Origin of the sequence: Paenibacillus sp. FSL M8-0212, from assembly GCF_038004645.1 — a bacterium.
In the GTDB taxonomy this organism is placed as follows: domain Bacteria; phylum Bacillota; class Bacilli; order Paenibacillales; family Paenibacillaceae; genus Paenibacillus.
Map to the genome: position 1 here is coordinate 1,048,997 of NZ_JBBORP010000001.1, position 18,825 is coordinate 1,067,821.

The 18,825-nt window shown below is 45.8% G+C and carries 17 protein-coding genes; 9 read left to right on the plus strand and 8 right to left on the minus strand.

The genetic code is table 11. The annotated features are described in order from the left end of the window. Positions 1–187: 187 nt before the first annotated feature. Genes MKX68_RS04860 through MKX68_RS04870 form a run of 3 tightly spaced genes read right to left on the minus strand, consistent with a single transcriptional unit; the run spans position 188 to position 3,221 of the window. Positions 188–922 (minus strand): response regulator transcription factor, encoded by a 735-nt coding sequence (locus MKX68_RS04860; protein ID WP_340909590.1) that lies wholly within the window; start codon positions 920–922, stop codon positions 188–190. 18 nt (positions 923–940) lie between these two features. Further along, a complete protein-coding gene (locus tag MKX68_RS04865) occupies positions 941–2,692 on the minus strand; it encodes a GAF domain-containing sensor histidine kinase (protein WP_340909592.1) in 1,752 nt (583 codons plus the stop codon). 46 nt (positions 2,693–2,738) lie between these two features. Next, the gene (locus MKX68_RS04870; RefSeq protein ID WP_017690187.1) at positions 2,739–3,221 is read right to left on the minus strand and encodes an ArpU family phage packaging/lysis transcriptional regulator; all 483 of its coding nucleotides are present in this window, start codon (positions 3,219–3,221) and stop codon (positions 2,739–2,741) included. A gap of 691 nt (positions 3,222–3,912) precedes the next feature. Between MKX68_RS04870 and MKX68_RS04875 the strand changes: the two genes are divergently transcribed. The 3 genes from MKX68_RS04875 (at position 3,913) to MKX68_RS04885 (ending at position 6,787) form a co-directional block, all read left to right on the plus strand. After that, positions 3,913–4,356: a helix-turn-helix domain-containing protein gene (locus MKX68_RS04875; protein ID WP_091015519.1), complete on the plus strand. Its 444-nt coding sequence runs from the start codon at positions 3,913–3,915 to the stop codon at positions 4,354–4,356. Between the two features lie 42 nt (positions 4,357–4,398). Then, positions 4,399–4,815 carry an ImmA/IrrE family metallo-endopeptidase gene (locus MKX68_RS04880; protein ID WP_101314157.1) on the plus strand — a complete coding sequence of 139 codons (417 nt, stop codon included), beginning with the start codon at positions 4,399–4,401 and terminating at the stop codon, positions 4,813–4,815. A 172-nt stretch (positions 4,816–4,987) separates the two neighbouring features. Continuing rightward, positions 4,988–6,787: a 5'-nucleotidase C-terminal domain-containing protein gene (locus MKX68_RS04885; RefSeq protein ID WP_340909596.1), complete on the plus strand. Its 1,800-nt coding sequence runs from the start codon at positions 4,988–4,990 to the stop codon at positions 6,785–6,787. A gap of 598 nt (positions 6,788–7,385) precedes the next feature. Here the strand turns inward: MKX68_RS04885 and MKX68_RS04890 are convergent. Together MKX68_RS04890 and MKX68_RS04895 are read right to left on the minus strand one after the other, a co-directional pair. Continuing rightward, on the minus strand, positions 7,386–9,170 hold the full coding sequence (locus tag MKX68_RS04890; RefSeq protein ID WP_340909598.1) for a proline--tRNA ligase: 1,785 nt from the start codon (positions 9,168–9,170) through the stop codon (positions 7,386–7,388). 368 nt (positions 9,171–9,538) lie between these two features. Continuing rightward, positions 9,539–11,485, minus strand: coding sequence for an FAD-dependent oxidoreductase (locus MKX68_RS04895; protein WP_340909600.1), 1,947 nt, complete (start codon positions 11,483–11,485; stop codon positions 9,539–9,541). Positions 11,486–11,918: 433 nt separating this feature from the next. Here MKX68_RS04895 and MKX68_RS04900 point away from each other — a divergent pair, with 433 nt between their 5' ends. Then, positions 11,919–12,590 (plus strand): 3'-5' exonuclease, encoded by a 672-nt coding sequence (locus MKX68_RS04900; RefSeq protein ID WP_017690193.1) that lies wholly within the window; start codon positions 11,919–11,921, stop codon positions 12,588–12,590. Between the two features lie 65 nt (positions 12,591–12,655). Here the strand turns inward: MKX68_RS04900 and MKX68_RS04905 are convergent, their stop codons facing one another. From MKX68_RS04905 to MKX68_RS04915, 3 genes are all read right to left on the minus strand, one after another. Further along, on the minus strand, positions 12,656–13,627 hold the full coding sequence (locus tag MKX68_RS04905; RefSeq protein ID WP_339785752.1) for a helix-turn-helix transcriptional regulator: 972 nt from the start codon (positions 13,625–13,627) through the stop codon (positions 12,656–12,658). A gap of 151 nt (positions 13,628–13,778) precedes the next feature. After that, positions 13,779–14,483, minus strand: a complete 705-nt coding sequence (locus MKX68_RS04910; protein ID WP_339785754.1) for a hypothetical protein — start codon at positions 14,481–14,483, stop codon at positions 13,779–13,781. A gap of 207 nt (positions 14,484–14,690) precedes the next feature. Next, a complete protein-coding gene (locus tag MKX68_RS04915; protein ID WP_340909603.1) occupies positions 14,691–14,858 on the minus strand; it encodes a hypothetical protein in 168 nt (55 codons plus the stop codon). A 331-nt stretch (positions 14,859–15,189) separates the two neighbouring features. Between MKX68_RS04915 and MKX68_RS04920 the strand changes: the two genes are divergently transcribed. From MKX68_RS04920 to queE, 5 genes are all read left to right on the plus strand, one after another. Continuing rightward, positions 15,190–15,645, plus strand: a complete 456-nt coding sequence (locus MKX68_RS04920) for a hypothetical protein (RefSeq protein ID WP_036611459.1) — start codon at positions 15,190–15,192, stop codon at positions 15,643–15,645. Positions 15,646–15,663: 18 nt separating this feature from the next. Continuing rightward, entirely contained in the window at positions 15,664–16,368 is a 705-nt protein-coding gene (locus MKX68_RS04925) for an AIM24 family protein (RefSeq protein ID WP_036668803.1), read from the plus strand. A 379-nt stretch (positions 16,369–16,747) separates the two neighbouring features. Further along, entirely contained in the window at positions 16,748–17,428 is a 681-nt protein-coding gene (queC, locus tag MKX68_RS04930; RefSeq protein ID WP_340915287.1) for a 7-cyano-7-deazaguanine synthase QueC, read from the plus strand. Further along, positions 17,425–17,916, plus strand: a complete 492-nt coding sequence (queD, locus tag MKX68_RS04935) for a 6-carboxytetrahydropterin synthase QueD (RefSeq protein ID WP_036611465.1) — start codon at positions 17,425–17,427, stop codon at positions 17,914–17,916. Before queC ends, queD begins: the two co-directional genes overlap by 4 nt. After that, on the plus strand, positions 17,909–18,682 hold the full coding sequence (queE, locus tag MKX68_RS04940; RefSeq protein WP_340909605.1) for a 7-carboxy-7-deazaguanine synthase QueE: 774 nt from the start codon (positions 17,909–17,911) through the stop codon (positions 18,680–18,682). The genes queD and queE overlap by 8 nt, the downstream gene beginning before the upstream one ends. Positions 18,683–18,825 lie beyond the last annotated feature (143 nt).

The following is an 18,825-nucleotide window of genomic DNA, read 5'->3' on the forward strand; positions in this document are numbered from 1 at the left end:
ACTCTCCTTGGTTTTTTTTATTGTTTCAAACTCTAACGTTCCTTCAACCGATCCGTCTTTGGCTATCCTTATCTTACCTTTCTTTTGCATCCAAATCGTCAGCAGATAGACTTAACTTGAAATACCAAAAAACTCAACCTTTAGGTTGAGTTTATACGACTTAAGTATGAACATATGTCGGAATTGGTCACACGACCCAGCCATTTCTTACGGCATGAAGAGCCGCTTGTGTCCGATCCGCCAGACCCAGTTTGTCGAGCAGATGACTGACATGGGTTTTGACCGTTTTTTCGGTGATGACCAATTGAACTGCAATTTCCTTGTTGCTCAATCCTTGAGCAATCAGCCCCAATACCTCTTGTTCACGGCGAGTAAGCATATCCGGACCACCAAGGGATGTTTCATTTGATTTTCCAACCTGCTTTGGCTCCTGATGTTGACTATCTGCTGACTGATCTGCGGTTATATGCTTTGATAACTGATCGTTTATAGACCACTCGGATGAAGCCAGTACATGCATCAATTGACCTGCTGCGGCAGGATGCAATTCTACCTGACCTGCATGCACATTGCGAATGGCCACAGCCAGATCCTCCGGATCAATATCCTTGAGTAGATATCCTTTCACCCCTGCACGCACAGCAGGAACCACATGATCCTGATCCGAAAACGATGTGAGCACAATAATTCGCGTTCCTGGCATTAATGCACGCAGCCGTCTGGCTGTTTCGATTCCGTCCATGACCGGCATATGCAGATCCATTAATACCACGTCAGGTTTTAACAATTCCGCCTGCGCCAGAGCTTCCTGCCCGTTCGATGCTTCACCAACAACTTCCATGTCTTGCTGTGTGGTCAAAAAAACGTGCAGCCCTCGTCTCACCATCGCATGATCATCTGCGAGCAAAATCGTAATCGGCATCTCTTCTTCCCCCTGACTTTATACAGATTCGAACGGAAGTGGAATGACTGCCGTTACTGTTGTTCCCTTGCGGGGAGAACTCACTATCTCTAAGTTGCCCCCGAGCGATTGGGCCCGTTCCTTCATAATGGACAGGCCAAGCGAGCTTCCAGACGACACTTTTGGCCTGTTCGCACCACCTTTTCCCTGATCTGTGACGGTGAACACCACTTCATGATCACTTAACTTGAGGGTGACCTCAGCAGAAGAAACATCAGCGTGTTTCCGTACATTATTCAGCGCTTCCTGTCCGATTCGCCACAATGCTTCTTCTATATTACGCGGTAAAGACCGCGTTCCCGTCCGATTCATCACCACTTGAAGCCCCTGGCTGGTGCCGTATTCCTGTAGCGCATGGAGCAGCCCTGCTTCCAGTCCCGCGGGACGGAGCTGCATAATCAATGTGCGCATTTCCTTGAGAGCCTCCTGCGACAAAGCCCGAATATCCTTCATCGCTTCCGCTGCCGGGTGCAACTGTTCGGAGCCAGATAACATACTTTCTGCTCCCTTAGCAGTTAACGATAGTGAAAATAAAATCTGATTAACCGAATCATGCAGATCGCGAGCCAACCGGTTTCTCTCTTCCAGCCGTGCCAGTTCGCGGCGATTCTCCGCCAGCTTCAGACTCTCCCATGAGGCGGCAATATGCTCGGCCAATGCCTCCAGCACTTCACGGTCTGCCTGCGCAGGAAATGCTGTTCCTATTCCTATTCCTATTCCTATTCCAGTTCCGATTCCGATCACCAGAATTCCCGTTTCCCCTGGCGTATGGTACGGAAGGGGAACAGCAATTCCGGCAATGGAATTCATAGTCGGGTCAGGCTCGCACAGAGTAAATATCTCAGCAATCTCTATTGCAGACAAAATTGTAGCACGGTGACTATTAATTACTCGGTTCATATGGCTTGCCACTTCTGAAGATACCAGCGCACCTGATAACGTTCGAACCTTATCATCTGCATAGGCTGCCTGCACAACGAACATTCCGTTTTTCTGTTGAATGATTGAAGCAAAAGTCCAATCATAATGCTGTCCAAGCAGCTGTACAACTTTTAAAGAAAAAGCATCAGAATTGCTGCATTCGTTCACTGCAAGACCCAAAGCCGTGCTGAACTCCCCCAGCTTGGCATACAGATCAGCTCGTCGCTGCTCCGCACGATACAATCTCATCCGCTCTACCGCACTACCAATCTGGTACGCCACGCTCTGTAACAGCGCCAGTTCACTGTCACTGAAATGTTCCTTGGCTGGCGCAGCCACGTTGAGCAGGCCGAGCATCTTCTCACCTGACCTTAACGGGACGGTTGCATGGTGGGTAATATCATGGGTATCTCCCCATTGGAATTCCACCGCATCCTCCAGCCGTTTACAGTTAATGATGTTGACCGCATGATTCAGACGACCGTCCTTGAAGCGGTTCACACACCAGCAGGTACCCGTTCGCATGGGCTCCTTATCTTTACGCAGCAATGCCGGGGGCAGATTGTAATCCGAAACACAGGTATAGTCTCCACGTTCATTAATCAGAAACATCCAACCTGCCGTTAATCCGGTCAACTCCAGTAATTTGCCGACAACGGTATCCAGCATTAAGTTCAGATCATTGGACGTATTGAGCGTTTCCGCGATTGTCTTCAACGTGACCATTTCCTGCATTCCGACTTCTTCCGACATGGCAGACTTCTCTCCTTTGGCTGTGCCAACTGTGGTTTGTTCAACTATTGTACCCAATCCACCTTGGATATTAAAGGATCAACTTCTTCAATCACTCACTCACTCAGCCCAGCTTCTGTCGCTCTTTGCGGGACACAGACAAAGGCTCCATATTAATCAGACCTCGATCTGACAGAGCCAGTGCCATTTTGTAGAAAGCACGTGTACGAATCTTCGTGTACGTATCCTTGCTGACAGGTGGATCAAACACATGGTTATACACTTTATAGTCAAACACATCATCGTCTTTCAGATATCGTTCACAGACGAGTACACGTTCCTTTTCACTCAGTCGGGACACAACAAAATCAATCGTATCGCAATATGCCTGACGTGCGCGCTGCACGTCCACATTGTAGATCGCCGTTCTCGCCGTGGAATCCCCCGTCACATTGGTTGCACCGTGGAAACGCTCGGCATAACTTGCCGTCACCATAACCTCTCGTTCTTCAAATGCAATGGTTTTATAGATTCGGTATTTCTCCAGCGCAGCTTCAACAGCCGTTTGTGTTTTGCGTCGATCCAATTCGGGCAGCATCAATTCCATATTTATCTTCCTCCTTTAGTGTTCTTTATATCACTCACTCTATCGTTCACGTCATGTTGTTTTGCAATCGTTCTTGCTCGATGGCAAAATGCTCTTATTCATAGAGTTGTCCAGTTTTCTAAAAAAGTAACGACATTTTTTCAATTTTCCCCTGTTGCCTTTTGGAATCACTCCAAATCGGTATAATCCGGGGAATTACCTTCTTCAAAGAGTCACTTCTAAAATCCAACCTGTGTCATTGTTACATTTTGTTCGTATAGTGTTCGTATTTCTATTTGAGGATACCACTTTCTGGAGATCGGAGTAAACCTTCATTTTGGTTCGTTTTGACGATAAAATAAAACCTTCGCTCTCATTTCCTATGCCTTTTGGCATAATTGTTTCATATCTCTTTACCTAATGGTATATATACGTTATAGTACTGTTTAATTAATGAACTTCCGTATAAGTCATTTGATTTTTATAAGTTAAGATTTGGATTAGATATGCACGTTAACGGAGAGGACAGAAAGAACCTGAAGAAGCGAAGCGTTCGCCTTTATCATCGAAATTCCACCTATGAGGATATACATTCAGGAAATTCGGGGATAACAGCGATCGGAAGGTTGTTCTGTCATCGGAGTGATCTGTGCAGCACGAGCTCTCTTAATTTATAACTCAAGCACTTGTACGAATCGAAGGAGTTGGCATAATTGTGGAGCACGCTTTTGGTCCTTATATGAAACAACTGCGCGAGCAACAGGGATACAGCATCAATCAGCTCGCCGAAGCAGCTGGAATAAGCAACTCACAGATTTCACGTATCGAAAATGGGGTCCGGGGTGTGCCCAAACCAGCGACCATCCGCAAGATTTCAGATGCACTCTCGGTGCCCTATACAGAGATGATGAAGCAGGCTGGTTATATTGAACCAGGGAGTACTGCTGAACTTCAGGACGTACCGGAATGGGCTACATACAAAGACCGTCGTGATTTCAAAAAGATGCTGGAGGACGATGATGATCTGATGTTTGACGGCATTCCACTCGATGAAGAGGACAAGAAACGAATCAAGGATGTACTGACAGGTCTGTTCTGGGAAGCCAAACAGATGAACAAACGCAAAAAGACAGACGAATCGGACAATCGCCCATGAGGCATGACCCACTGAATTTAATGAGGCAGCAGGTGAGATCATATGGATGACATCGTAACAAAGCTGATTCGAAAACATCGGACCAACTGCCCGTTCAGCATTGCCCGCGCGGTTGGAATACAGATTCGTTTCACCAATTTGGGGAAGTCCACCAAGGGACTCTACTTTCGCAAGCTCCGGCGCAGGTTTATCGTCATACACAATGATTTGCCGCCGGAATGGCAACGGTTCGTGTGCGCACATGAGCTTGGTCATGACCGGCTTCATAAAGGGATTAATCGATTCTTTCTGGAGGAACATTCCTATTTTGCTCCAGGCAAGCTGGAAAGACAGGCTAACCGTTTTGCCATTCAGTTGCTAACCTCCGGAGTGATGCCTGAACCGGATGAATCTTTGGAGAAATTTTGTTTACGTACCGGACTGCCGCGTGAAGCGCAGCATTTTTTTTACACCATTTAAGAACATACGTTCCTTAAAGAGATTATATTTTCCAACAGCAGATTTAGATGTCACTTTCAGGTTACGTATTTTTACGTAATTCGCGAGATTTCCTAATAATAGTCTGTTAAAATACTACGTGAGCTGTGTAAACGCTCAAGTAGATTATTATTTTGGGAGGTTTCGGATTCATATGAAAATCTGGAAGAATTACGTTTCACTTCTGCTAACGGTCTGTTTGCTGTTTGGCAGTGTAGGTATTGCCGCAGCTGCAACGGATACCACTCCGGGCACAGGTAAACACATTACCATTCTACATACGAATGATACGCATGCCCGTGCAGTTGAATCTTCACCTGCTATGGGTTTTGCCAAAGTAGCTGGAATCGCTGACAAATATCGTAGCGAAAACCCGAACACACTCTTGCTTGATGCTGGAGATGCTGTACATGGTACAACTTTTGCCACTCTCGTGAATGGTGAGAGCATCGTGAAAGTCATGAATGAAATGGGATACCAAGCCATCGTACCCGGTAACCACGAATTCAACTATGGTTCAGATCGTCTGATCGAACTGGCGGACATGATGAACTTCCCTATGCTGAGTGCCAACGTGAAGAAAAAAGACGGAACACGTCTCTTCGATCCTTACCTCATTAAAGAGGTGGATGGTGTGAAGATTGGTATCATCGCTTTGACTACACCAGAAACGTTGTACAAAACGAATCCAAAAAACGTAGAAGGTCTTGATATTACAGATCCATCTGCGGAAGCCAAAGTTCTGGTAAACGAAATCCGCAGCAAAGTAGATGTTGTTGTTGTATTGGGACACCTTGGTCAAGATGCATCCAGCACGGATACTAGCTTTAAAGTTGTTAAAGAAGTCCCTGGCATCGACGTATTCATCGATGGTCACAGCCACACTGTACTGCAAGATGGCCTTGTATCCGATAATGGAACATTGATTGCAAGTGCAGGAGAATACACTAACTACGTTGGTGTCATCGATCTGTGGGTAGACGGGGGTAAAGTAACAAAGAAACAAGCAACATTAATTGATGAAACGGAAGCAAAAGACATCAAACCAAATGAGAAGGTTGCAACTCTCGTAAACTCCATTCAAAAAGAACAAGAACCTATCTTGAAAGAAGAAGTAGCCAATACAGCTATTCTGCTGGATGGTAAACGTGAACAGGTACGTGCAGGAGAAACTAATCTGGGTGACCTGCTTGCAGATGCCATTCGTGATGTCAGCAAAGCCGATATCGCATTGACTAACGGTGGTGGTATCCGTGCTTCCATTGAAAAAGGGACCGTAACCAAAGGTGATATCATCACAGTGCTTCCTTTTGGTAACCAAGTTGTAACGCTTGAAGTGAAAGGGTCCGATATTCTTTCAGCCCTTGAAGTCGGTGTAGGTTCCTACCCGGAACCAAGCGGTGGATTCCCGCAAGTATCTGGTATCAAGTTCAAAATCGATACTTCCGCTGCTGAAGGTAGCCGTGTACATTCCGTAACCGTGGGCGATAAAGCCCTTGATCCGGAAGCAACATATACACTGGCAACCAATGATTTCACAGCTGTTGGTGGTGACGAATACACCATGTTTGCCAAATATCCAACTACGGGTATGTATGGCGCGCTGGACGAAGCATTGATCAATTACATGCAGAAGCTTGGCGCTGTAGACATCAAAACAGATGGTCGGATCAGTGAAGCGGTAAAACCTGCAGTAGAGCCGGAAACTCCGGCAACAGAAACACCAGCTCCAACCAAGCCAAAACCAGAAACACCAAAACCGGAAAAACCGTCTAAACCAACACCAAGTAAACCAGCTCCAGCCAAACTGCATGTTGTGAAATCCGGAGATTCCCTGTACTCTATCTCCAAACAATACGGCACAACTTGGCAGGCATTGCAAAAGCTGAACAATATCAAAAATCCACACTGGATTTATCCAGGTCAACAATTGAAATTGCCTGCAGCTTCTTAAGCTCAGCAAAGCAAAGTGCATATAGGCATGACCGTTTATAGTGCATCAGCATACGGATCTATCTTGTCATAACCAAAAGGGTGTCCCCAAAGCCAGATTACTGGTTTAGGGAACACCCTTTTGTATCTCTGTTCTTTAACATCAATCCACATCAGATACTTGAACATTTCCTGTGGACATATCCTGCTAATCCTGACAATCATCTGAGGCAAAAATAAATCCCAGCCAGGCCTTTACGGACCAACTTTATCATGTGCCTTCGACACCGAACTATATAAAAACTCTCAGGAATGACCGTGTTCATGCGGTTATTGTACATTTAATTTCGACATCTCTATCTTCTCAAAATTGCATACTTGCACATAGATTCGCCTGAGTATGATCATCTTCAAATCCTTAATCATAAAATCATTTGTATACTAAATACAACTATCCAAATATAGTTATTTCGTATGATATCACTCATAGAATCCTACCAAATTGCATGCCTATAGCCCTCTTTTTCATGCTCACATTGGAATTTCAGTAATCAAAATCAGCTACCGCATTATATTCGGTACTATTATATGAACTCATATAATTAGCGAGTCCCCTGAATTTAGGAAGTGAGCTGTTCCTTCACATAAAGCACAGCCTCCTGTGCGGTCAAAGCGATTCGTTTCGATTCACCTGATGCTGCAAGTGCGTGTGATCCCAGTTCGACCTGTCCTTCTGCTGCTCCTCGGCCAATAACGATCTGCACAGGCAATCCGATCAGCTCTGCATCCTTGAATTTCACACCCGGACGTTCATCCCGGTCATCAACCAATACGGTGAAACCGCCATCGATTAATTGTTGTTCCAGTTCGAGGGTGAGCTGACGCTGCTGCTCATCCTTCCAACTTACTGTAATCAGATGCACATCATAAGGCGCAACAGCGGCAGGCCATCTTATGCCATCATCTCCTGCATACTGCTCAGCTATTGCGGCCATCAGGCGGGATACGCCAATGCCGTAACATCCCATGACTGGCGCACACTGCCGACCATTACGATCCAGGAATGAAGCACCCATGGCATCACTATATTTTGTTCCCAATTTGAATATGTGTCCAACCTCAATACCTTTGGTAAACACAAGTGGTGATGCACATGTTGGACAAGCATCCCCTTCCGCAGCAAAGCGGATTCGTTCTACTCGCTCCAATGCAAAATCAATGCCTGGGCGTACGCCGGAAACATGCACATCCACTTCATTGGCTCCTGTAATTGCACTTTTCATCACTGCCACGTCAGCGTCCACCACCATCGGCAGATTTAGTCCAATTGGACCCAGGAATCCTACCTTCAGATTTGGATGTGCCGCAATGGCTGCATCGTCTGCAAGGATCAGTTCCTCTGCCCCCAACACCTGCTTCAATGCGATGTCATTCAATTCATGATCTCCACGCACAAGCGCAGCGACGAGCTGACCATCCGCCACATAAAGCAGCGTTTTGATCATATGTTCAGCACCTTTGCCCACAAAAGTGGTTAACTCTGCGATCGTACGAACGCCAGGTGTGGAGATGCGTACTACGTTTTCCGCTCCTGAATGTTCATCCGTTTGAAGCGTGGAGTCTGCACTTACAGAATCGGCTGGAACATCCAAGTTTCCTTCTTTTTTCTCCATATCTCCAGAAGTCTGATAACCCGCTTTCTCCAGATTTGCAGCATATCCACAATGTTTGCAGGTTACAATTGTGTCCTCACCCACATCAGCAAGAGCCATGAACTCATGTGTTTCCCCTTGACCACCAATCGTTCCAGCGTCCGCCTCAACACGGATATAGTCCAGACCACAACGCTCCAAAATGCGACTATAAGCTGTGTTCATGGCCTGATAGGTCCGATCAAGCTCTTCCCAGTCCGAAGCAAAAGAGTACGCATCTTTCATGATAAATTCACGTCCACGCAGCAATCCAAATCGAGGACGGCGTTCATCCCGGAACTTGGTTCCGATCTGGTACAGGGTGAATGGCAGCTTACGATACGAACTCACCTCGTCCCGCGCTAAAGCGGTTACGACTTCCTCATGTGTTGGTCCAAGAGCAAATTCCCGTGCATGACGATCCTTCAGACGCATTAATTCAGGACCATACTGTGTGTACCTTCCGGACTCTTCCCACAGTTCGGCTGGCTGCATAATTGGCAGCAATACTTCCTGACACCCGGCACGATCCATCTCTTCTCGAACGATTCGTTCAACATTTAACAATATACGTCGTCCAAGGGGCAGGTAACTGTAGATCCCTGCTGCCAGTTGGCGAATCATGCCGGAACGCAGTAACCAGCGATGTCCTGCTGCATCTGCCTCCGCTGGCGCTTCACGTAATGTTGGGACAAGCATTTCACTTTGACGCATCATAACACACTCCTAATCTTCCTTTTTGTTATCAAATACGGCGCATAAACAGCAAAAAGACACATCCGTCAAGGGACGAATGTGTCGTGGTACCACCCTTATTTAACTGCAAATTAATCCGTTCGCAACCTATGCGATCTGTAACATGCAGTCCTACGGGGCATAACGGGCCCTGCCGGCGGAGGTTGCAACCCTGTATGGGCATTCTCTTCCGCAGCTCGCGAGGTAGGAATTTATGAAGCAGCTACAGGAACCTTGCACCACACTGTTCCCTCTCTGTTGAAGCTGGCTTGCACAATCATGTCCTCGTTATAACGCTGTTATCATTTTTGACCACATTAGTTCATTTACAAGTAATTGTCAACCAATTAGTCGAATACAACTCCAGAATAATACTCCACTACATCACGAATGAGCATAAACGCATCCCCATTGGTAAGATTGTTCTTGTCCGTAATGCCAGCAAGCGTGTCGGCACTTATAAAGTTTTGTGTTTGCAAATGAGTAAGTGCCTGTTCAAGTGAAGTTTCCGTTTCTGAATATCCCATTGCCAGACATAACATATACGCAGCCTGATCCAACGTTAAAGGTAGGGTTACGGCATTCTCCATATTTGCTAGAGCTTGGTCGGCACTGCCTGAGTAGGCTTCTGGAAACATCGCTTGCATTCTTTTCAATTTACTTAAAAATCGTTCTGGATTCATTCCTTTATCCAGTTCCCAACCATCGTTATTATAATTGCCTGAAGTCATATACATACTCGCTGCAGCCAGCAATCCCTTGTAATCCTTATGTTCCATATAATCAGGCTGTTCGAAACGATGTACTTTCAGATCCATCCCCTGATTCTCCAGCATCTTACGTAGTTCAGATGCTCGCTCTTCGGAAGTTGAGAGTTCGCGGAAGGACTCCTTATGGATATATGCCAGCTTGACCGCCGCTCCTGCTGCTTCCCCCTCTGCCATTCCCAGTGGGACAACTCTTGCACTACCGTGTGGGATTGTATCAAAACTTGCTGCACGTCCAACGACGAGCAAACCATCAACCTTTAGCGGTACAAGCGAGCGAAAGGGTACACCATATTGAATCGGACTCAACATAATCGTGCCGGGATTTCCAACACTTGTGCTCTGAATATCAATATCGTATGAACCGTATCCAATGGCATCCCAATGATCACGATTCTCCATGACATCAGCTAATGTTAATCGGTACTCGCCATAGATATGACGTGATTCCCTTACGTAAAGTTCGTTCGCTGTTCCAGCATATTGTAGCCCTGCAAATTCATCATAATTTCCCTTCAGAAAATCAACAATTAGTGGAGCTTCTTTACGCCCAATTTCCAGACCTTTTTTCACAGATATCGGATCTAACGGATCTACCCCAAAGATTTGCATTGTATTAATCAAGATTGTATCATCATTTTGTCTTCCGATATTCAGACTGCGAATCTTAATATGTTGTGGATTGGAGGATTCATATTTTCTAGCATCACCGTACCCCCAAGCACTCATCTTATCAACCCCGGTTCCCTCTCTTTCCCTAAACTTTTGCCATACCTCATCAGTAACACCGCTTAGCTTGAATACAAGCGTAGAGACCATTTTGGATTTACCATCTCCAATATCTTGTCTACCTATGGAATATGGAACTCCTGCAGTTGCTGCAATATCCGCATCTTGCGTCGCATCAATGATGGAGCGGGTTGAGATCTGAACAGTTGTTCCATCTTCTTTAGTTATGCTCATACCCGTTATTGTCGTGTGATCTCCCGTAGATTGTTCAGTAAGGGGAACTAATTCCTTAGCATTCATCAACAGGTCAATATTAGGTTCAGAACGAACCATCCGATAGAAAATGTTAGCCGCTGTATTGGTATCAAATGAACTACCCTCGATCTGGTCGAACCATTCCTGGAAAATGCCTTTGTTCAAAAAGTCAGGCTCCCGCAAACTACTCAATAACTGCGGTTGTTCAGGGGAATAATTTAGATCCAGCGTATTAAGTCCTCCCTCGGTCAACAATCCTCCCAACATGTTGCGATCTCTTGCTTCCACCAGCAATACACGCATCCCATTACGAGCAGCTGATAAAGCAGCAGTAATACCTTCCGGATCCGTTCCAGCTACAATAACGTTATAGGAATCTTTCAGGTTTAGTGTAGATTGCACGTCCTCCAAAGGCTGCCATACATAATTATTATTAAATTTATAATTCTTGTTCCAAATATAGAATGCACCATATGCAGCGCTCATTAAAACAATAAACACACTGGCTGTAATTACTGTTATTTTCAATTTTCTACTAATCAAAGAAACAAACCTCCATATGTACTTTAAATTCAATAATACTAACTCATAATGTAATTTTCCTATGTTATACCAACAACCGACTAACTTTTTCCCCTTTCCTACATGAGTATGCTATAAATGATAAAAAACTCCCCAACACTTCAAACGGTGTTAGGAAGTTTTGATAATAAGACGAAAAATTCTACTTTTATGTTGCCATAAATACAAACAAAATATAGGAAAGCCCTAACTTTCCTCATTATAACGACCACTTTTTGTGAAGTAAAGACTTACCAAAACCGGAAATGCATCAGAAAGATCATTAAACACTCAGACTGTTCATTCACCCGAATACAATGAATTCTCTAGCGATGGCTGACATGGCAGCACGTTCCCTGTAATATAGAGAAATAGAAATCTATCACAGGTATTAATCGATAAAGGAGTTTGTCCTATGCCATATATCATATATGATCTTGAATTCACGGTAAGCCGCAATACTCGCTATTCTTCTGAAATTATTGATATCGGTGCCGTCAAAGTTACGGAAAGTGCAGATGGATTGGTCGTAACGGATACGTTCCATACGTATGTTCGTCCTTCCAATAAGTCTGTTCTGTCCACTGACACGATTCAGTTTACAGGTATCACGCAGAAAGATATTGATGCAGCCCCTCTTTTTCCGGCAGCATTGAACCAATTTATTGCCTGGATGGGAAGTGACCCCTATTACATGTGTTCCTGGGGACCCGATGACCGCAGCAAACTGATCTCTCATTGTCGCACCCATCAACTTGATGTAGCCTGGATCACCAATCATAACGATCTCCAGCAACAATGGTCCCGCACCGTTCGTAAAGAAGGCAAGTTCCGTCAACTCGGACTCGCTCAGGCTCTTGAAATCTGCGGAATTGAATTTGATGGTACCCAGCACCGTGCCTTGGATGATGCCATCAATACAGCCAAGGTGTTTATGCATCAATTTGACCGTTTCACTCTCGAAAACAACTGTGCAGCCGATGATGAGGGCATTACATCCAAGGTTGTCTATTCCAGCTCCACAGAAGATGAAGAGAAAGAATCACCTTTTGGCAATCTGGCAAGCCTTTTCAAAACCAAAGAGTAACCGTCCACAGTAGGTACTTATTGGTGTTTTAGCATCTTTGTTCTGCTTCAGATTGCATGCTAATCTCAACTTCTATTGTACATTTGTTGCCAGCTGTTCAGGCGTTCTTTCATCTTAATGCGGCAGATCTCAGGTTCGAGAATTTCCGCATCAGGTCCATATTTAGATATCCATACGAGAAATTCCTCAACATCACTTAATATGGCTTCAAATAACAGGCTACCTTCCGGTTCTATGGTTAAGATGGGGCGTATAAAGAATTGTTCCTGCATCACACGCTCTACAGCATGGGGTGCAAATCGAATTTTGAATGCAGTCCACTCCGTACTTCCCTCGTATGCCCAAGGAATGCGGAAGTGGGATTGTATCAGATAATCCTCTTTGCGAAACGTGCGTGGCAATATCCGTATCTTTTGCAGCCGGCTCACCTGAAATATTCGAAGTTTCTCCGACAGGTGACAATACCCTAACAGCTCAAATCTGTATTCACGAGGGATAAGACAGTAAGGGTCTATACGTACGATCCCTTTTTTACCTTGAGACAGATACTCCCCTTCAATGATGTTCTGTGAAATGCCAGCCTGAAGCAGGGTAATCAGGGATTGATTCTGCGAATCGTTGTTTTCATTTTGCCATGCGGGCAATCCCGCTTTGAACAATCCACTAATTTGCTCCGACCATTCCACTCGTTCTGTTTTGTTTTTCTGACTCGAAGCAACCACTTTCTCATAAGCGCTCTCAAAAGCAGGTTTCAGCAAAGGACGAATGTTCTCCATAACTTCAGCAAGATGCATGAATGCTTGGGCTTCTTCATCAGACCAATTTAGCGGATACATGGCAAAATGGCTGATAAACATGTACCCTTGTCCGTGTCCCATATTGGCGATCGGGATATGCATTGCACTGAGGGCCTCCATGTCGCGGTATATCGTCCTTTCCGTTGTCTCGCATCGCTGGGCAAGCTCACGTGCCAGAATGCCCGGCTTGGCTTGCACTAGCGTGATAATGCGCATTAATCGGATTAGTCGGTCTGTCATTTTGCCGGACCCTCCACGATGTTGTTTCAATAAATTTGATACAACTCCATCCATAGTTTAATATGATATTGATACATACATTCGACCTTCTCCTAAACTTCACCTTCAAATATGTAGACTCTCTCTATACCGTTACCATCTGAAATCATCCCTATTCGCCTAATATCTTTTTTTCACGGTTATGATATCCGGTTGTAAACGTTATCTCATAGTGATAACGCAACTTTTCAACGATCTCGGCTTCCGCGTAATAGTCCAGATCTTGCTTCCGCGCAGCTTCAATTAACAACGCATCAGCATGGCGACGCAACATATTACTTCCCTCCTGAACCCGGCCTCTTTCGTAGGCGCGCAGGGCTTGTTTGATCAGGGGCACGGTTTCACTTAATTTGATCGTCTTCTCCACCTTGGGATCTTCCGGTTGTCGCAGCATGCCCAGATGACTGGTGTACTGAATATACAACTGTTCTCTTCGTAACAATACACGTTGACTTTGCTTCAACTTCCTTGTGCTCCAGTAGGCTGAACATACGGCAGCTTTTCCTGATACACGGGGTCCCATGACGAATTCAAGCAAAATTTGTTTACTCTCTCCCTTGTACATATCCCCAAGTCTCAATAACCAGCCAATATCCGTTTCTTTGGAACGACATCCATAGATGCCTTTTAGCTGTACTCCATATTCCGGTTTGAGCAAAAGTTCCAAATCTCTTGATACAATTTTGGGTGCTATTTTCCTAAGTCTTTTGGCAGGGGCACCGTTACGCCACTCTACCATCATATATACGGGGTCGGCTCCCCCTGTCGGTATGGCCTCTTTATTCCACGAATAAGATACTTCAAAGACTGAGTTCACTGGTAGTCTCTCCCCCGATTTATGTGTATTATCTTCTAAGTTATCAGGGTGAATGGACACTATATTGTCACGGAACACATGTTCTCATTAAATTTTTCCAATATATTAGTTTTATATCCCTAAATCCGTCTCAATACGACAATAAACGACGAAAAAGCCTGGCACTAGGCCAAGCTTATCAATCACTTATCTATGACAAGTCCCAAATTAAACAGTAGGATGATCGATTCCCATTTTGTGTAAATATTGTGTACCATCTGCTTCGGTTACCGGTGCATAGGTGACACTGTCAATGACCAGCTTACGCCCTACTGGCTCTCCATTCACAGTGATCATGATCGTTTTGGTTGATGTATTCTGATCTGTTGTGTACATATGTTTCTACTCCTTCATGTTCACGATCTTATATTCAATCGGATATATTGGTATCGTTCATTAAATTGCGCATTTGTGAATAGCATGCACCCGGAACTGAAGTAAAAGATCTGTTAAAACGGTCCGGTGTGCTTGCCTATCGTTCTATTACCCCACAGATTTGCAAGTTAAACAGCCCTTCTCCTAAATAATTTTATATATTTCGGGTAATAAAACGATATCATCTTGAACCCATCATCCCGGTTTTGACGTATAATGTAAGAGCCGTATTTCAACAATAGACGACGAATTCGGCGATGGATCTATCTAACCGAAGAAAGAGGTGTTAACGATGCCAAAATCCATTCAGGGTTATTTCATTCGGGTGTTATTCACCACATGCATTCTATTTACCGTTTCGATCGCTTCGACAGTAAGTGCAGCCAGTGCCAATATTTTTACGGATATATACAGCGGATGGGAGCGAGTCTCCGAACTGCCCGGAGAAGTGAATGCTCTGCAGGAAAGTTATAAACAAACGATGGAGCAATTAAATCAAACGTCTGCTCAGTTGGGACAAGCCCAGGCCAATGTCGAAGCATTTAAGACCCAGAACGAACAACTGCTGGCTCAGAACCAGAAACTCACTGAAATGGTAAGTAAATTACAGGACGACCAGAATGCCAAAGCAGCTACCACCAAACGAATTCAGACGACGATCATCACTGTCGTTTCTCTCATATTGGGTTACTTTGTTCTGATTCGTGTGATGCGCTGGGGAATGCGTCGCCGTTCCGGCCGAGTATAAAAGAACAGGAGCAACTGCATGAACATACACCTGAACAATGCTGAAGCAGGCGGAGCTGGACAAGTTGTCACATTTTCACTGATTAAAGATGACCGCCTCCATATTTTGCATCCGCAGCAAATTGTGGCCTTCCGCGGTCCAAGTGGGAGTCGCAATGATAAATTCATGAATATCACGGGCATATATCGCAAAAAAAAGCTGATTAAATCCGAAATTACCGGACCTTGCCAATTTGTGGCTGCCCTGCCTCCCGGATTCACGATGAAGGAAGTGGAGCTCACGGAGGACAGTGATCTGCTCTATGACTTCCGCCACCTGTTCTTCTACTCTGATGGTGTAACCATGCATACCAAAATTCAGAAAATCAAAAACATGCTGATCACCCGTGATGCAGTGAAAATGAAATTTTCCGGCAAAGGCAAAATCGGATTGCTCACTCAAGGCCAGGTCTGCCAACAGGAGCTTCACCCGACAGCGCCGCTCTATGTGGATGCTGGCAGCATTATTGCCTATCCCGAAAATGCACATCTGGAACTCACCGTATATGGTAACAACCTTGCCAGTCAGCATATGAATTATCATTGGAAGATGACAGGACATGGATCTGTACTCTTTCAGGCTGGACGTGAGAATCACCGCTTGGAACAGGATCTTAACGATGAGGGACTGTTCAAACGAATTCTGAAAGAAGTGATCCCTTTCGGCAATGTATTGATAAAATAAACTGATCAAATAAGCTGTTAGTTGATGGAGCCGACCGATTAGCTGCCACTATGCTCCAGTGGGGTGGTCACCACGCGGTTTCATGTTATAATGGTTCAGACAATTGAAGAAGAAAATCCATGCCTGTGGCATGGGAGAGGTTCGCGAACTCCCTCTATAAGACTTGACCATGTGATGGTCAGTATAAGTCTTGCGTACACGTTACTTAACGGAATGTACGTAAAAAACTAAGGACACTGACTCTTACCTGCTTTTTTGAAGCGGTTATCGAGAAGGTGTGTTTTTTGATGGATGCCAGTTCATGAACTTCTCTGTTCTTCCGACACTCTATGCCTACGTGCATGGTTTGATCTCAAGAAGATAGAGAGGTTTTTTTATGTTGAACGAAGAAAAAGCAGTCGTTGTATTCAGCGGCGGTCAGGATAGCACCACGTGTCTGTTCTGGGCCAAACAACAGTTTGCCGAAGTCGAGGTTGTTACGTTTGATTACGGTCAGCGCCACAAGCAGGAGATTGAATGTGCAGCCGAGATTGCTCGTGATCTGGGTGTACAGCAAACGGTGCTCGATATGAGCCTGTTAAATCAGCTTGCCCCCAATGCGCTCACTCGCACGGATGTCGAGATTACGCATGAAGAAGGCGAACTGCCGAGTACATTTGTGGATGGACGGAATCTGCTGTTCCTCAGTTTTGCGGCCATTATGGCAAAGCAAAAAGGAGCACGTCACCTGGTTACAGGTGTATGCGAGACGGATTTCAGCGGATACCCGGATTGCCGGGATTCATTTGTGAAATCGATGAATGTGACGCTTAACCTGTCGATGGACTATCCATTTGTCATTCATACCCCGCTCATGTGGCTGGACAAAGCCCAAACGTGGAAGATGGCCGATGATCTCGGTGCCTTTGATTATGTACGCGAGCGTACCCTGACCTGTTACAACGGCGTGATCGGCGATGGATGCGGAGAATGCCCTGCTTGCAAACTACGCAAAGCCGGACTGGATCGCTATGTACAGCAACGTTCTGCTGCTGAATCGGCGGGAGTGGATGTACGATGAGAGAACCTGGAACATTCCGTATTGTAGAGCATCTGCAACGCATCGGAGAAGATATTCTACCCACCCAGCTGCGCTATCACCGCAAACGTGTGCTTGTAAGCAAAGAATTTACCTTTGACGCAGCACATCACCTGCATTGTTATGAAGGCAAGTGCAAGAACCTGCACGGTCATACGTATAAAGTTATTTTTGGCATCAGCGGTTATCCGGGTGAAACCGGGCTGACGGTTGATTTTGGACATATCAAAGATATATGGAAAACTCAGATTGAGGGATATCTGGATCATCAGTACCTTAACGAGACACTTCCTTTAATGAATACAACGGCTGAAAATATGGTCGTTTGGCTGTTCGAACAGATGGAACATGCGCTCCAGACAGAACCCTATGCCGGGCTGACCGATGGTGGTCGGACGGAGTTTGTCCGACTCTTCGAGACACCAACCAGTTACGCGGAAGCGAGACGGGAGTGGATGATCGATGAGTAGTGTGACAAAGCAGGTGAATGAGACGGGAACTCGCAAAGAGGCTCGTATTCCCGTGATGGAGATTTTTGGCCCGACGGTTCAGGGCGAAGGCATGGTCATCGGGCAAAAAACGATGTTTGTTCGCACCGCGGGCTGCGATTATCGCTGCTCCTGGTGCGACTCGGCCTTTACCTGGGACGGCAGTGGCAAGGACCAGATTCGGATGATTACGCCAGAGGATGTATGGGAAGAATTGCGCCGCGTTGGCGGCACGCGTTTCTCCCATGTCACCATCTCTGGCGGTAATCCCGCCCTGCTCGCTTCGCTGGGCGGGTTGGTTGCCCTGCTGCGGGAGAACGGCATCCGCACTGCGGTGGAGACGCAGGGCTCCCGCTGGCAGCCTTGGCTGGCGGACATTGACGAAGTCACTGTCTCGCCCAAGCCACCCAGCTCCGGCATGGACACCGATTGGGCCGTGCTGGATGATCTGATCGAAAGGCTGGCCGCTGGCCCGGTAGAACGAAGTCATAGTCTGAAGATCGTGATCTTCGATGAGACCGATTTGGATTATGCCCGCCGTGTGCATGCACGGTATCCGGGCACGGATTTATTTTTACAAACCGGGAACCCGGATGTGACTTCTGCCGATACGCCAGATCTGGCGTCCTCGCTACTTGCTCGTTATGAGTGGCTGATTGACCAAGTTAGTGCATCTGATGACCTGAACAACGTTCGCTTGCTTCCGCAGCTTCATACGTTGGTATGGGGCAACAAACGCGGCGTGTGATGGGCAGTATGGGTGGAATGGGCGGCATGATGTAAGGATGAGGATGAAATGTCCTTAGAAAAAAAGAGAATTTAACAGGCAAAATGGCCTATTCATATATACCGCGAGGCTTTGGGCTTTGGCGGAAACAAGGAGCGTTTAAT